Source organism: Anaerophilus nitritigenes (genome assembly GCF_004138215.1).
In the GTDB taxonomy this organism is placed as follows: domain Bacteria; phylum Bacillota; class Clostridia; order Peptostreptococcales; family Thermotaleaceae; genus Anaerophilus; species Anaerophilus nitritogenes.
The window spans coordinates 1-15,416 of the sequence record NZ_RYYS01000112.1; the positions used below are offsets into that span (position 1 = coordinate 1).

Genomic DNA, 15,416 nt, shown 5'->3' on the forward strand with positions numbered 1-15,416 from the left:
CGAAGAAGGATTAAGATTTGCAATTCGTGAAGGTGGAAGAACAGTAGGAGCAGGTGTTGTTGCCACAATTATTAAATAGATTTAAATATACAGGACTAGGATTGAAACCCAAGCCTAGTCCTTTTCAATCAACAAAATGAAAATAAAAAGAAAAGCATTTGGCTATACTATTAGAAATAACCATAAAGAAAAGAGCATTTGATGCCCAAAATGGTTTTTTCTATGTGGTTATATGTGTGCCAAATACATGGAAAAACTATATTGACACAAAGAAAAAATTATGATAGCTTTATAAAGTGATGGTGTCATACTGAGATAGTTGTGTCAAATCGCAATTTCGATAAAAGCTTTAATTTTGGGAGGTGTAATTATGAGAGTGAAAGTAACTTTGGCATGTACAGAGTGCAAACAAAGAAATTATCATACTACAAAAAATAAAAAAAATAATCCAGACAGATTAGAAATGAAAAAATATTGTAAATTCTGCAAAACACATACTTCTCACAAAGAGACAAAATAATCCTTAAAAGGATTTTGTATAACTACCATATAAGGATGTGAAATATAATGGCAGTACAAACTAATACAAACAAGGCAGCCACAACGAAGAGCCTTGGAAAATTCTTTAAAAATGTAAAGTCAGAGCTTAAAAAAGTTATTTGGCCTGATAAAAAAGAATTAACATCATATACTACCGTTGTACTGACAACATGTGCAATTGCAGCAATTGGAATGTGGCTAGTAGATACAGCGTTTGGGAAGGCTCTTCATCTAATCATAAAATAATGAGGGAGGGAAGAGTATGTCTGAAAACCCTAAATGGTATGTTGTCCATACTTATTCTGGACATGAAAATAAAGTAAAAGCAAATATTGAAAAATTTGTTGAAAATAGAGGTATGGAAGACGTCATTATGGAAGTCATTGTACCTACAGAAGAAAAAGTTGAACTAAAAAATGGGAAGAAAAAAACAAAACAGAAAAAAATATTTCCAGGATATGTAATTGTGAAAATGATTATGAATGATGAATCTTGGTATGTAGTAAGAAATACAAGAGGAGTCACTGGATTTGTTGGACCAGGATCTAAGCCTATTCCTTTAAGCGATGAGGAAGTAAAAAATATGGGGATTGAGCATCCTATGGCAGAAATTGATATGGCTGTAGGAGATAGTGTGAAAGTTATGTCTGGACCTTTTGAAGGCTTTATTGGAGTTATTGAAGGGATCAACTTAGAGAGGCAAAACCTAAAAGTGCTTATTTCTATGTTTGGAAGAGAAACACCTGTAGAACTTGATTTTACACAAGTAGAAAATTTATAATTTGTTTAAAAAGCTTATATGCTTTTAATATAAAAACATATACAAATAGTTGTATGAAAATGAGGAGGTGTACCAATGGCAAAAAAAGTTACAGGAATGGTTAAATTACAAATTCCAGCAGGAAAAGCAACTCCAGCACCACCAGTAGGTCCAGCACTTGGACAACAAGGTGTAAATATTATGCAATTCTGCAAGGAGTTTAACGCAAAAACTGCAGATCAAGCTGGATTGATTATACCAGTAGTAATTACAGTTTATCAAGATAGATCATTTACATTTATTACAAAAACACCACCAGCGGCTGTTTTACTAAAAAAAGCAGCAGGTATTGAGAGTGCTTCAGGTGAACCTAATAGAACTAAGGTTGCAACTGTATCCATAGATAAAGTGAGAGAAATTGCAGAGCTTAAAATGCCTGATTTAAATGCTGGTAGTTTAGAAACTGCTATGAGTATGATTAAAGGTACTGCTAGAAGCATGGGTATCGTTGTTGAAGAATAATACTTATGCTGAGGTGGGAGGTACAATAACCGTTATAACCACGAGGAGGTAAGGAAATGCCAAAAAGAGGTAAGAAGTATCAAGATAGTTCAAAATTAATTAATAGAGAAACTTTGTATGAGCCAGAAGAAAGTTTTAAATTAGTAGTGGATACTGCAAAAGCTAAATTTGATGAAACAATTGAAGCTCATATTAGACTTGGGGTTGACTCAAGACATGCAGACCAACAAGTTAGAGGTGCTATTGTGTTACCACATGGTACAGGAAAAACTAGAAAAGTATTAGTCTTTGCGAAAGGTGAAAAAGCTAAAGAAGCTGAAAATGCTGGAGCAGACTATGTTGGAGCAGAAGATATGGTTGAAAAAATTCAAAAGGAAAACTGGTTTGATTTTGATGTAGTAGTAGCTACACCAGATATGATGGGTCTTGTAGGAAGACTGGGTAGAGTATTAGGACCAAAAGGTTTAATGCCTAACCCGAAATCAGGAACAGTTAGCTTTGATGTAGAAAAAGCTGTAAAAGAAATAAAAGCTGGAAAAGTTGAATATAGATTAGACAAGACAAATATCATCCATGTTCCTATTGGAAAAGCATCTTTTGGATCTGAAAAATTAGCGGATAACTTCCGTGTATTAATGGATGCAATTGTAAAAGCAAAACCAGCAGCTGCAAAAGGACAATATTTAAAAAGTATTGTTGTAACAAGCACAATGGGACCTGGAATCAAAATTAATCCAGTAAAAGTAATGGCATAATTATACAAATAAAGATCATTGACATATATGATATGTAGTGATACTATATATCATAGTGTGATAAAAACGAATATTCACCGTAGACAGTAGGTACCTTATGGTTTAAAAAAGCCTACCGAGGTCGTTCAATAGATTGAATTTCTAGGAGCCTCTCTATGTCTACGGTAGAGAGGCTCTGTTATGGATATAACAGAGAAAGAATTGCCAATTGCAGAGGAGGTGGACATCCAAATGTCAAACAGCTTAGAAATCAAAAAACAAGTAGTTGAAGAGATCAAAGAAAAGTTCCAAAAAGCTCAATCAGCTGTAGTTGCAGATTATAGAGGACTAACAGTAGAAGAAGTAACAGAATTAAGAAGTAAAATGAGAGAAGCAGGTGTTGAATATAAAGTATATAAAAATACTTTCATGAGACTGGCTGTAAAGGGAACTGGTTTTGAACCTTTAACTACAGACTTAACTGGACCAAATGCTGTTGCATTTAGTTACGAAGATCCTGTAGTACCAGCTAAAATATTAAATGATTTTGCAAAAGATCATAAAAATCTTGAATTAAAAGCAGCAGTAGTTGAAGGTCAATATTATGGGGTCGACACAATTAAAGAAATTGCTGAAATTCCATCAAGAGAAGTATTACTTGCTAAATTCCTTGGAAGTATCAAGTCGCCATTATCAAATCTTGCATACTTACTTCAAGGTATTGCAGATCAAAAGGCAAGCACGGAAGCATAAAAGTAAAATTTTAAATATTTTCGGAGGTGTAATAAAATGACAAAAGATCAAATTATTGAAGCTATCAAAGGTATGACAGTACTTGAATTAAATGAATTAGTAAAAGCATGTGAAGAAGAATTTGGAGTATCTGCGGCAGCACCAGTTGCTGTTGCTGGAGGAGCTGCTGCACCTGCTGCAGAAGAAAAAACTGATTTTGAAGTAGTATTAGCTAGTGCTGGATCACAAAAAATCAAAGTAATCAAGGTTGTAAGAGAACTTACAGGACTTGGATTAAAAGAAGCAAAAGAATTAGTTGATGGAGCTCCTAAAACAATTAAAGAAGGAGTAGCAAAAGAAGAAGCTGAAGCAATGAAAGCAAAACTTGAAGAAGTTGGAGCAGGTATAGAACTTAAATAATTCTAGTCATATAAAAGGGACTCTGGAGGAATCCAGAGTGCCTTTTTCTCATGTAAAGTTTATAATTTCTTCTACAAACTAAAAAAGTCCTCCTTTAGAAGATTTTCAAGGTTGACTTTTTTCTTTTAAAATCCATATCTATCTATAAAAATTATCAAATCGATTTTAATATACCAAATACATTATATCACAAAATCAAAGGGTTGACAACCAGTATAGTTTATGATAACATTATATACTGCCATAAGAGGCAAAATTCTAAAAAAAATGTATAGAATATGTTGAAAATGTCAATATTAACAAGTATGGAAAGAATAGCTTTTTTAATTTTCAACTTTCTTATATGAAGGTTGTTTATATAAAACTATGCATTACAAGAAAAGACCTCCTTTCACCAGTTGCATATTTTTTGTGTGATTCTAGAGGCTTTTATATTAGTACAAGGGGTGAATAATATGCCACATCCTATTCAGGTCGGAAGAAGAACCAGAATGAGCTATTCAAGAATTGAAGAAGTTGCAGATATGCCAAATCTTATAGAGATTCAAAGAGAATCCTATGTATGGTTTTTGAAAGAAGGGCTAAGAGAGGTATTTGAAGATATTTCCCCTATTCAAGACTATACAGGGAATTTGATTCTTGAATTTATTGATTATTCTTTAGATGGAGATCCCAAATATCATATTGAGGAGTGCAAAGAAAGAGATGTTACATATGCTGCACCACTTAAGGTGAAGGTAAGATTAATCAATAAAGAAACTGGAGAAGTAAAAGAGCAAGAAGTTTTCATGGGAGATTTTCCACTGATGACAGACAAAGGAACTTTTATCATCAATGGAGCTGAGAGAGTTATTGTAACCCAGCTTGTTAGATCTCCTGGGCCATATTATGCAGTACAAGTAGATAGAACAGGTAAAAGATTATATTCTACTACTGTTATACCAAATAGGGGAGCATGGCTTGAGTATGAAACAGACTCTAATGATGTGATCTCTGTTAGAGTAGATAGAACTAGAAAACAACCTTTAACTGTACTATTAAGAGCATTAGGCTTTGGTACAGATGCTGAAATCATTAATCTTTTAGGTGAAGATGAAAGACTTATGCATACGTTAGATAAGGATAGTACAAAATCTAGAGAAGAAGGTCTTTTAGAAATCTACAAAAAATTAAGACCAGGAGAACCTCCTACTGTAGAAAGCGCGAAGTCTTTAATTGATTCTTTATTTTTTGATCCTAAAAGATACGATCTAGCAAAAGTAGGAAGATATAAATATAATAAAAAATTAGGCCTGTTTAATAGAATCATGGGTCAAAAAGCAGCAGAAAACATAGTAAATCCTTATACAGGAGAAATCTATGTTGAAGAAGGACAAAAGATCGATAGAGAAGTTGCAAGAAATATTGAAAATGCAGGAATCAAGATAGTACATGTACTAGGAGAAGAAGGAAAAATTGTAAGAGTGATTGGAAATCACTTTGTAGATATTAAAGAACATATATCTTTTAACACAGACGATTTAAACATAGAATCAAGAGTACATTTTCCTGTATTAAAAGAAATTTTAGATACTTATCAAGATGAAAATGAAATAAAAGAAGCTTTAAAAGAAAGAAGAAAAGATCTATCTCCTAAAAATGTGATTATTGATGATATTGTTGCATCTATAAGCTATGTTTTGAATTTAGCTCATGGAATAGGAGAAGTAGATGATATAGATCATCTAGGAAATAGAAGATTAAGATCTGTGGGAGAACTTTTACAAAATCAATTTAGAATTGGACTATCTAGAATGGAGAGAGTAGTCAAAGAAAGAATGACTATTCAAGATATAGATGTAATCACTCCTCAAGCATTAATTAATATTAGACCTGTAGCCGCTGCTATTAAAGAATTCTTTGGTAGCAGTCAGCTATCTCAATTTATGGATCAAACCAATCCTCTAGCTGAACTTACTCATAAAAGAAGATTGTCTGCATTAGGACCAGGAGGACTATCTCGTGAAAGAGCAGGGTTTGAGGTAAGAGACGTACATCATTCTCATTATGGACGTATGTGTCCTATTGAAACACCAGAAGGTCCGAATATCGGATTGATTGGTTCTTTAACTACCTATGGGAAAATTAATCAATATGGATTTATAGAAGCTCCTTATCGAAAAGTAGATAAAAAAAGAGGAGTTGTAACAGAAGAGATCCATTATTTAACTGCTGATGAAGAAGATCCAGTAATTGTTGCTCAAGCTAATGAACCTCTAGATGAAGAGGGAAGATTTGTAAATAGAAGGGTTACTGCTAGAACTAAAAATGGAGATATTGATGTTGTACCAAGAGATGAAGTAGACTATATGGACGTAACTCCAAAACAGATGGTATCTGTAGCTACAGCTATGATTCCATTCCTTGAAAATGATGATGCCAATCGTGCATTAATGGGATCGAACATGCAACGTCAGGCTGTTCCACTTCTTAAAACAGATGCACCAATTATAGGAACAGGTATGGAGTATATTGCAGCTAAAGATTCAGGCGTAGTGATCCTTGCTAAAAATACTGGGCTAGTAGAAAGAGTTGCAGCAGATGAGATTGTCATTAAAAGAGATTTAGACGGCGGTCGTGATCGATATAAGCTACTTAAGTTTAAAAGATCTAATCAAGGAACATGTATTAACCAAAGACCAATCGTTAATAAAGGAGAGCATATAGAAAAAGGAGAACCTATTGCAGATGGTCCTTCTACAGATACAGGAGAAATTGCATTAGGAACTAATATTCTCATTGGTTTTATGACTTGGGAAGGATATAACTATGAGGATGCTATCTTACTGAACGAAAAATTAGTTATGGAAGATGCACTAAGTTCTATCCATATAGAAGAATATGAATCTGAAGCAAGAGATACAAAGCTAGGACCAGAAGAAATTACAAGAGATATTCCAAACGTGGGAGAAGAGGCCTTAAAAGATTTAGATGAAAGAGGAATCATTAGAATTGGAGCAGAAGTGAAATCTGGAGATATTCTTGTTGGAAAAGTTACTCCAAAAGGAGAGACAGAGCTTACTGCAGAAGAAAGACTTCTACGTGCAATCTTTGGAGAAAAAGCAAGAGAAGTAAGAGATACATCTTTAAGAGTTCCGCATGGAGAAAGTGGAATTATTGTAGATGTAAAAGTGTTTACAAGAGAAAATGGAGATGAATTGCCACCGGGAGTGAATGTTTTAGTAAGATGCTATATTGCTAAAAAGAGAAAAATCATGGTGGGAGATAAGATGGCAGGGCGTCATGGAAATAAAGGGGTTATTTCTAGAATTTTGCCTGAAGAAGACATGCCGTTTTTAGAAGATGGAACCCCACTACAAATTGTTCTAAATCCTTTAGGAGTACCATCTCGTATGAATATAGGGCAGGTACTCGAAGTCCATTTAGGTCTTGCAGCAAAGAAATTAGGATGGCATGTAGCCACTCCTGTATTTGATGGAGCGAATGAGTATGATACTCAAGATGCCCTAAAACTTGCTGGATATCCTGAGGATGGAAAGCTTCAATTATATGATGGAAGAACTGGAATGCCTTTTGATAACCGAGTAACAGTAGGATATATGTACATGTTAAAGCTGCATCACTTAGTAGATGATAAAATTCATGCTAGAAGTACAGGACCTTACTCATTGGTAACACAACAACCATTAGGAGGTAAAGCGCAGTTTGGAGGACAAAGATTTGGAGAGATGGAAGTTTGGGCTCTAGAAGCTTATGGAGCAGCTCATACTCTTCAAGAAATACTAACTGTCAAATCTGATGATGTAGTAGGACGTGTAAAAGCATATGAATCTATTGTAAAAGGTGAAAACATTCCAGAACCAGGAGTGCCAGAATCGTTTAAAGTATTAATTAAAGAGCTACAAAGTTTAGCGTTAGATGTAAAAGTATTGACAGCAGAGGATACTGAAATTGAAATTAAAGAGTCTATTGATGAAGAAGGAAACGGATTAGATACAATCCTAGATGGTGATGAGTTCCAAATTACTGATGGGCATCATGAAGAAGTCAGTGAAGAAGTCAGTGAAGAAGTCAGTGAAGAAGTCAGTGAAGAAGTCAGTGAAGAGAATGAAGATGCAGATCTTGATGAATCGGAATTAAATTTTGATGAAACAGATTATTCTGATTTCGAAGAAGATTATGATGATTTTAAGCTTTAAAAAATTTGAGAGATTAAGTCATGATGAAGGGAGAGAAACCCCTTGTTTGAACTAAATAATTTTGAATCCATAAAAATTGGTCTTGCTTCGCCAGAAAAAATTAGAAGCTGGTCAAAAGGAGAAGTAAAAAAGCCTGAGACTATTAATTATCGTACATTGAAACCAGAAAAAGAAGGGTTATTCTGCGAAAAAATATTTGGACCTACAAAGGACTGGGAATGTCATTGTGGGAAATACAAAAGAGTAAGGTACAAAGGTGTTATTTGTGATCGATGTGGAGTTGAGGTTACTAAGTCAAAGGTAAGGAGAGAGAGAATGGGGCATATTGAGCTTGCAGCCCCGGTATCTCATATATGGTATTTTAAAGGAATTCCAAGTAGAATGGGACTTCTTCTAGATATGTCTCCAAGGGCACTTGAAAAGGTATTGTATTTTGCATCTTATATTGTAACGGATGCAGGAGAAACATCATTAAGTTATAAACAACTATTAAATGAAAATGAATACAGAGAATATAGAGATAAATTTGGAAATGCTTTTAAAGCTTCTATGGGAGCAGAGGCTATTGAAGAAATTTTAAAACAAATTGATTTAGAAAAACTATCTAAAGAACTTAGAGTAAAGCTTAGAGACAGCTCAGGACAAAAAAAGATAAGAGCGATCAGAAGATTAGAAGTAGTAGAAGCTTTTAGAAAATCAGGAAATAGACCAGACTGGATGATTCTTGATGTAGTTCCTGTGATTCCTCCAGATTTAAGACCTATGGTACAACTAGATGGAGGTAGATTTGCTACTTCAGATTTAAATGATTTATATAGAAGAGTAATCAATAGAAATAATCGTTTAAAAAGATTGCTGGATTTAGGAGCACCTGATATCATTGTAAGAAATGAAAAAAGAATGCTACAAGAAGCAGTAGATGCTCTTATTGATAATGGAAGACGTGGAAGACCTGTTACAGGGCCTGGAAATAGACCATTAAAATCATTATCAGATATGTTAAAAGGAAAACAAGGACGTTTTAGACAAAACTTACTTGGAAAGCGTGTTGATTACTCAGGACGTTCTGTTATTGTAGTAGGACCAGAGCTTAAATTTTATCAATGTGGACTTCCAAAGAAAATGGCACTAGAGCTATTTAAACCATTTATCATGAAACGTCTTGTAAATGATGGTTATGCTCATAATATAAAAAGTGCAAAAAGAATGGTAGAAAGAGTAAAATCAGAAGTATGGGACGTGCTAGAAGAAGTAATCAAAGAACATCCAGTACTTCTAAATCGTGCTCCTACCCTTCATAGACTAGGAATCCAAGCATTTGAACCGATACTTGTAGAAGGAAAAGCCATCAAACTACATCCACTAGTATGTACTGCTTACAATGCGGACTTTGATGGAGACCAAATGGCAGTACACGTACCTCTTTCTGTAGAAGCACAAGCAGAAGCAAGATTTTTGATGCTTTCAGTAAATAATATATTAGCACCAAAAGATGGTGCACCGATCACTACGCCTACTCAGGATATGATTTTAGGAAGTTATTATTTAACTGTAGAAGTAGAGGGTGAACGTGGAGAAGGTATGATTTTTAAAGATTTTGATGAAATGCTTATGGCTTACCAAAATGGTGTAGTAGGACTTCACGCAAAAGTAAAAGTAAGAAGAAAGCTAAGTGAAGAAGATTCTGGAAAAATCGTAGAAAGTACTGTAGGAAGATTTATTTTTAATGAAAGAATTCCGCAAAATTTAGGTTTTGTAGATAGAAGCAAAGACTTATACAGTTTAGAAATAGATTTCCTTTGTGACAAGAAAAAACTTGGAAAAATTATTGATAAATGTTTTAGAAGATTTGGAAATACTACTACTGCAATTATGCTTGATACAATCAAGCAAATGGGATTCCATTATTCTACTATTGGTGCCATTACTATCGGAGTATCAGATATGGATATTCCTAAAGAAAAAGAAATTCTTCTTTCAGAAGCTGATGAAATTGTAGACAAATACGAAAAAGCTTATCGAAGAGGATTAATATCTGATGAAGAGAGATATGAAAAAGTAATTAGAACGTGGGCGGATACAACTGAAAAGGTAACAGATGCGCTCATGGAAAATCTAGGAAGACTGAATAATGTATACATTATGGCACATTCTGGGGCAAGAGGTAGCAAAAACCAAATTCGTCAGCTTGCAGGTATGAGAGGACTTATGGCCAATGCATCAGGACATACAGTAGAACTTCCTATTAAAGCGAATTTCCGTGAGGGATTATCTGTATTAGAGTATTTTATCTCTACCCATGGAGCTAGAAAAGGTCTAGCAGATACAGCACTACGTACTGCTGACTCTGGATATTTAACAAGAAGACTTGTAGATGTCAGTCAAGATGTAATTATAAGAGAGCAAGACTGTGGAACTACAGAAGGTATTGAAGTAGAAGATTTTAAAGATGGAAATGAATTGATTGAACCATTATACGATCGTATTGTGGGAAGATATGCGCTAGAAGATATATTAGATCCACAAACAGGAGAAGTACTTGTAGAAAAAACAACAGAAATTAAAGAAGAAGATGCAGATAAAATTCTTGAAGCAGGAATTACAAAAGTAAAAATAAGAACAGTTCTTCATTGTAAAACAAGACATGGTGTTTGTGGACATTGTTATGGAAGAAACCTAGCAACGGGGGAATCTGTAAATGTAGGAGAAGCTGTTGGAATCATTGCAGCTCAATCCATAGGAGAACCTGGAACACAGCTTACCATGCGTACCTTCCATACAGGTGGAGTTGCAGGAAATGATATTACTCAAGGGTTACCGAGAATAGAGGAATTATTTGAAGCAAGAAAGCCAAAAGGATTAGCCATCATTACGGAAATAGCAGGAACTGTATCTATTAATGAAAAGAAAAAGAATAAAGAAGTAATGGTTACAGGAAATGATGGAGAACAAACAGTATACTCTATTCCTTATGGATCAAGAATTAAAGTAAGAGAAGGACAAATTATTAAAGCTGGAGATGAGATTACAGAAGGATCTGTAAATCCTCATGATATTTTAAGAATCAAAGGGGTAGCTGGAGTTCAAGAATATCTTGTAAAAGAAGTACAAAGAGTATATAGACTTCAAGGTGTTGATATCAATGACAAACATATTGAAGTTATTGTAAGACAAATGGTTTCCAAAGTAAAAATTGAAGATGCAGGAGATACTGAATTATTACCAGGAGGACTTTGTAATCTTCATGAATTTGAAGAAGGAAATAAAGAAGTAGAAGAAAAAGATTTAATGGCTGCAACAGGAAAAAGAGTTTTACTAGGAATTACAAAAGCATCTTTAGCTACAGAATCTTTCTTATCAGCAGCATCATTCCAAGAAACTACAAGAGTTTTAACAGAAGCTGCTATCAAAGGAAAAGAAGATCACTTGATAGGACTTAAAGAAAATGTAATTATTGGTAAACTCATTCCAGCGGGAACAGGAATGAGAAGATATAAAAGTATAGCTATCCAACCTGCAGAATAAAAATCAAAAACTATTAGTTGACAGCATAAAGCTCTAATGCTAAAATGTTATAGTGTGTAAAATAATAGATAGTGGACTTTTTGAATACTAAGAAAGATTATGTGAATTCACATAATCTTTCAGGTGTTTAATAAAGGAGGAAACTATATGAATCATATGTTGGAAGAATTGAAAAAAAGCAAAAAATTAGTAGTAGGTACCAAACAAGCGTTAAAGGCAATTAAAGAAGAACAAGTAGAAACTTTATTTATTGCTAAAGATGCAGAAAAACATGTCATCAGAAGCATAGAAGACGTAGCTAAGAAAAAACATGTTCAAATTGTTTATGCAGAGTCTATGCATAAACTTGGAAAAGCTTGTGGAATTAGTGTGAAAGCTGCTACAGCAGTTATATTAAAGTGATGTATACACGTATAGGTAGTAAGCATAGGAATTCCTATGAAAAATAAACTAGTTTTTTAATATTGGAAGGAGGTGTATAGTATGCCTACAATTAACCAATTAGTACGTAAGTCAAGAGAAAAAGTTGAATACAAATCAACTGCTCCAGCACTTCAAAGAGGATTTAACTCATTACAAAGAAAAGCTACAAAAATGAGCGCACCTCAAAAAAGAGGAGTTTGTACATCAGTAAAAACTGTAACTCCTAAAAAACCTAACTCAGCGTTAAGAAAAGTTGCCAGAGTAAGACTTACAAACGGTATAGAAGTAAGTGCTTATATACCAGGTATTGGTCACAATTTGCAAGAACATAGCGTTGTATTAATTAGAGGTGGTAGGGTAAAAGACTTACCAGGAGTTAGATACCACATTGTAAGAGGTACCCTTGATACTGCAGGAGTAAAAGACAGAGGACAAGCAAGATCTAAGTATGGTGCAAAAAAACCTAAAAAATAATTGATCGTCGAGCGAGAATATGCCCATCTTAAGGGTGGGCTTTAATATATATTTGAGCGCACGGCGGCAATCTGCAAGGTTGTCGAGTACCGATGAGAGAAATTCATGTTAAGGAGGGAAGAAAAGTGCCAAGAAAAGGAAATGTACCCAAGAGAGAAGTGTTACCAGATCCAGTATATGGAAGCAAAGTGGTGACAAAATTAATCAATAGCATTATGTTAGATGGTAAAAAAGGAACTGCACAAAGCCTTGTTTACAATGCATTCAAAGCGATTCAAGAACAAACTGGAGAAGAAGCTTTGGAAGTATTTGAAAAAGCAATGAACAATATTATGCCTGTTCTAGAAGTAAAAGCAAGACGTGTGGGTGGTGCAAACTACCAAGTTCCGATTGAGGTAAGACCTGAAAGAAGACAAACATTAGGACTGAGATGGTTAACTCTATATTCTCGTAAAAGAGGAGAAAAGAGTATGGAAGAAAGATTAGCAAAAGAGATTATGGATGCTGCAAATAATACAGGAGCATCTGTTAAAAAGAAAGAAGATACTCATAAAATGGCAGAAGCGAATAAAGCATTTGCACATTATAGATGGTAATTATTTCTTTTATGTTATATTGTCTCCCAAAATGGAGACAATATTTTCTGTAGCAATACCGATACTAGAAAGGAGGAGAAATTGTGCCTAGACAGTTTCCTTTACAAAAAACTCGTAATATAGGGATTATGGCCCATATTGATGCGGGAAAAACAACAACTACTGAAAGAATTTTATTCTATACAGGTAAAACTCATAAAATAGGAGAAACACACGAAGGTGGAGCTCAAATGGACTGGATGGAGCAGGAACAAGAAAGAGGAATCACAATTACCTCTGCTGCTACAACTTGTCAATGGAAAGACCACAGAATTAATATCATTGACACACCGGGACACGTGGACTTTACTGTTGAGGTGGAAAGATCACTTCGTGTACTTGATGGTACTGTAGCTGTTTTCTGTGCTAAAGGTGGAGTTGAACCACAATCAGAAACAGTTTGGCGTCAAGCTGAAAAATATGGAGTTCCTAGAATGGCATTTGTAAACAAAATGGATATTATGGGAGCAAACTTTTTTAATGTTGTAAATATGATGAAAGATAGATTAAAAGCAAATGCAGTTCCTATTCAACTACCTATAGGTGCAGAAGATGCCTTTGTAGGAATTGTAGATTTACTTGAAATGAATGCAAGAATCTATAAAGATGATTTAGGAAAAGAAATAGAGGTTACAGAAATCCCTGATGATATGAAGGATCAAGCCGAAGAATACAGAATGGAATTATTAGAAGCTGTAGCTGAAGCTGATGAAGAATTAATGATGAAATATCTTGAAGGAGAAGAATTTACTATAGAAGAAATCAAAAAAGCAATCAGACAATTAACAATCGATGGTAAAATGGTTCCTGTATGTTGTGGTACGGCTTACAGAAATAAAGGCGTTCAGTTAATGCTTGATGCTGTAGTAGAATTTATGCCATCACCACTAGATATTCCAGCAATCAAAGGACTTTTACCTGACACTCAAGAAGAAGACGAAAGAAAAGCAGATGACAAAGAACCATTCGCTGCATTGGCTTTTAAAATCATGGCAGATCCATATGTAGGGAAATTAGCTTTCTTTAGAGTATACTCAGGAGTTTTACAATCAGGATCTTATGTATATAATTCTACAAAAGGTAAAAAAGAAAGAATTGGACGCATTCTTCAAATGCATGCCAACACAAGAGAAGATATTACAGAAGTATATGCTGGAGATATTGCAGCAGCAGTTGGATTAAAAGATACAACAACTGGAGATACTTTATGTGATCAAAGTCATGCGATTATTCTAGAATCTATGGAATTCCCAGAGCCAGTTATTGAAATCGCTATTGAACCTAAAACAAAAGCAGGACAAGAAAAAATGGGGGCTGCTTTAGCAAAACTTGCTGAAGAAGATCCAACTTTTAGAACTTTTACGAATACAGAAACAGGTCAAACTATTATTGCTGGAATGGGAGAACTTCATCTTGATATTATCGTAGATAGGATGTTAAGAGAGTTCAAAGTGGAAGCAAATGTTGGTAAACCACAAGTTGCTTACAAAGAAACGATTACTATTCCTACAGATGTGGATACAAAATATGCACGTCAATCTGGTGGACGTGGACAATATGGTCACGTTAAACTTAGAGTTATGCCAAGAGAACCAGGAGAAGGATATGAATTTGTCAATGCTGTTGTTGGAGGGGCAATTCCAAGAGAATATATCCAACACGTTGATGCAGGTATTCAAGAAGCAATGAAAAATGGTGTGCTTGCAGGATATCCAGTAGTAGATGTAAAAGTTGAATTGTATGATGGATCTTACCATGAAGTTGACTCATCTGAAATGGCATTTAAAATCGCTGGATCTATGGCGTTTAAAGAAGCTATGAGAAAAGCAAAACCAGCAATTTTAGAACCATACTTTAAAGTTGAAGTTACTGTCCCAGAAGAATATATGGGAGATGTTATAGGAGATATCAACTCAAGACGTGGTAGAATCGAAGGTATGGAAGCGAGATCAGGAGCTCAAGTTGTAAGAGGATATGTACCACTATCTGAAATGTTTGGATATGCAACAGACCTTCGTTCTAAAACACAAGGTCGTGGAGTATATGTAATGCAATTTGATCACTTCGAGCAACTTCCAACAAGTATAGCAGAAAAAATTATGAATGGTAAATAGTATGTTGTCAGACTTTTGTCTGACAACATACTTGAATTTTAATTATAGATGCAAAAAAATTGCATTGTACTTAAAAGGAGGAGAAAAAAATGGCAAAAACTAAATTTGAAAGAAGTAAACCTCACGTAAATATAGGAACAATAGGTCACGTAGACCACGGTAAAACAACTTTAACAGCAGCAATTACAACAACATTAAACACAAGATATGGAACAGGATCAGCAGTAGCATTTGATAACATTGATAAAGCACCAGAAGAAAAAGAAAGAGGAATCACAATTTCAACATCACACGTTGAGTATGAAACACCAAACAGACACTACGCACACGTAGACTGT

15 protein-coding genes and 1 other annotated feature are annotated in these 15,416 nt (G+C 34.6%); all 15 genes read left to right on the forward strand.

Features of this window, described 5'->3' with window-relative positions:
- On the forward strand, nt 1–79 hold a 79-nt coding region (locus EK368_RS14645; protein ID WP_479722768.1), incomplete at its 5' end, for an EF-Tu C-terminal domain-related protein.
- 291 nt (nt 80–370) lie between these two features.
- The gene (gene rpmG, locus EK368_RS14650) at nt 371–520 is read left to right on the forward strand and encodes a 50S ribosomal protein L33 (RefSeq protein WP_129600950.1); all 150 of its coding nucleotides are present in this window, start codon (nt 371–373) and stop codon (nt 518–520) included.
- Between the two features lie 47 nt (nt 521–567).
- Nucleotides 568–786 (forward strand): preprotein translocase subunit SecE, encoded by a 219-nt coding sequence (gene secE / locus EK368_RS14655; protein ID WP_243109440.1) that lies wholly within the window; start codon nt 568–570, stop codon nt 784–786.
- Between the two features lie 16 nt (nt 787–802).
- The gene (nusG, locus tag EK368_RS14660) at nt 803–1,321 is read left to right on the forward strand and encodes a transcription termination/antitermination protein NusG (RefSeq protein ID WP_129600954.1); all 519 of its coding nucleotides are present in this window, start codon (nt 803–805) and stop codon (nt 1,319–1,321) included.
- Nucleotides 1,322–1,396: 75 nt separating this feature from the next.
- On the forward strand, nt 1,397–1,822 hold the full coding sequence (gene rplK, locus EK368_RS14665) for a 50S ribosomal protein L11 (protein ID WP_129600956.1): 426 nt from the start codon (nt 1,397–1,399) through the stop codon (nt 1,820–1,822).
- Nucleotides 1,823–1,878: 56 nt separating this feature from the next.
- Nucleotides 1,879–2,577, forward strand: a complete 699-nt coding sequence (rplA, locus tag EK368_RS14670; RefSeq protein ID WP_129600958.1) for a 50S ribosomal protein L1 — start codon at nt 1,879–1,881, stop codon at nt 2,575–2,577.
- A 59-nt stretch (nt 2,578–2,636) separates the two neighbouring features.
- Nucleotides 2,637–2,766, forward strand: a sequence feature (ribosomal protein L10 leader region).
- A 42-nt stretch (nt 2,767–2,808) separates the two neighbouring features.
- Entirely contained in the window at nt 2,809–3,309 is a 501-nt protein-coding gene (gene rplJ / locus EK368_RS14675) for a 50S ribosomal protein L10 (protein WP_129600972.1), read from the forward strand.
- A 36-nt stretch (nt 3,310–3,345) separates the two neighbouring features.
- Entirely contained in the window at nt 3,346–3,708 is a 363-nt protein-coding gene (gene rplL / locus EK368_RS14680) for a 50S ribosomal protein L7/L12 (RefSeq protein ID WP_129600960.1), read from the forward strand.
- Nucleotides 3,709–4,163: 455 nt separating this feature from the next.
- The gene (gene rpoB / locus EK368_RS14685) at nt 4,164–7,907 is read left to right on the forward strand and encodes a DNA-directed RNA polymerase subunit beta (RefSeq protein WP_129600962.1); all 3,744 of its coding nucleotides are present in this window, start codon (nt 4,164–4,166) and stop codon (nt 7,905–7,907) included.
- A 42-nt stretch (nt 7,908–7,949) separates the two neighbouring features.
- Entirely contained in the window at nt 7,950–11,432 is a 3,483-nt protein-coding gene (gene rpoC, locus EK368_RS14690; protein WP_129600964.1) for a DNA-directed RNA polymerase subunit beta', read from the forward strand.
- Nucleotides 11,433–11,579: 147 nt separating this feature from the next.
- Entirely contained in the window at nt 11,580–11,834 is a 255-nt protein-coding gene (locus EK368_RS14695) for a ribosomal L7Ae/L30e/S12e/Gadd45 family protein (RefSeq protein ID WP_243109441.1), read from the forward strand.
- Between the two features lie 81 nt (nt 11,835–11,915).
- Entirely contained in the window at nt 11,916–12,329 is a 414-nt protein-coding gene (rpsL, locus tag EK368_RS14700) for a 30S ribosomal protein S12 (RefSeq protein WP_129600966.1), read from the forward strand.
- A 125-nt stretch (nt 12,330–12,454) separates the two neighbouring features.
- The gene (gene rpsG / locus EK368_RS14705) at nt 12,455–12,925 is read left to right on the forward strand and encodes a 30S ribosomal protein S7 (protein ID WP_129600968.1); all 471 of its coding nucleotides are present in this window, start codon (nt 12,455–12,457) and stop codon (nt 12,923–12,925) included.
- Between the two features lie 83 nt (nt 12,926–13,008).
- Entirely contained in the window at nt 13,009–15,078 is a 2,070-nt protein-coding gene (gene fusA, locus EK368_RS14710; protein ID WP_129600970.1) for an elongation factor G, read from the forward strand.
- Nucleotides 15,079–15,167: 89 nt separating this feature from the next.
- On the forward strand, nt 15,168–15,416 hold a 249-nt coding region (locus EK368_RS14715; protein WP_243109403.1), incomplete at its 3' end, for a GTP-binding protein.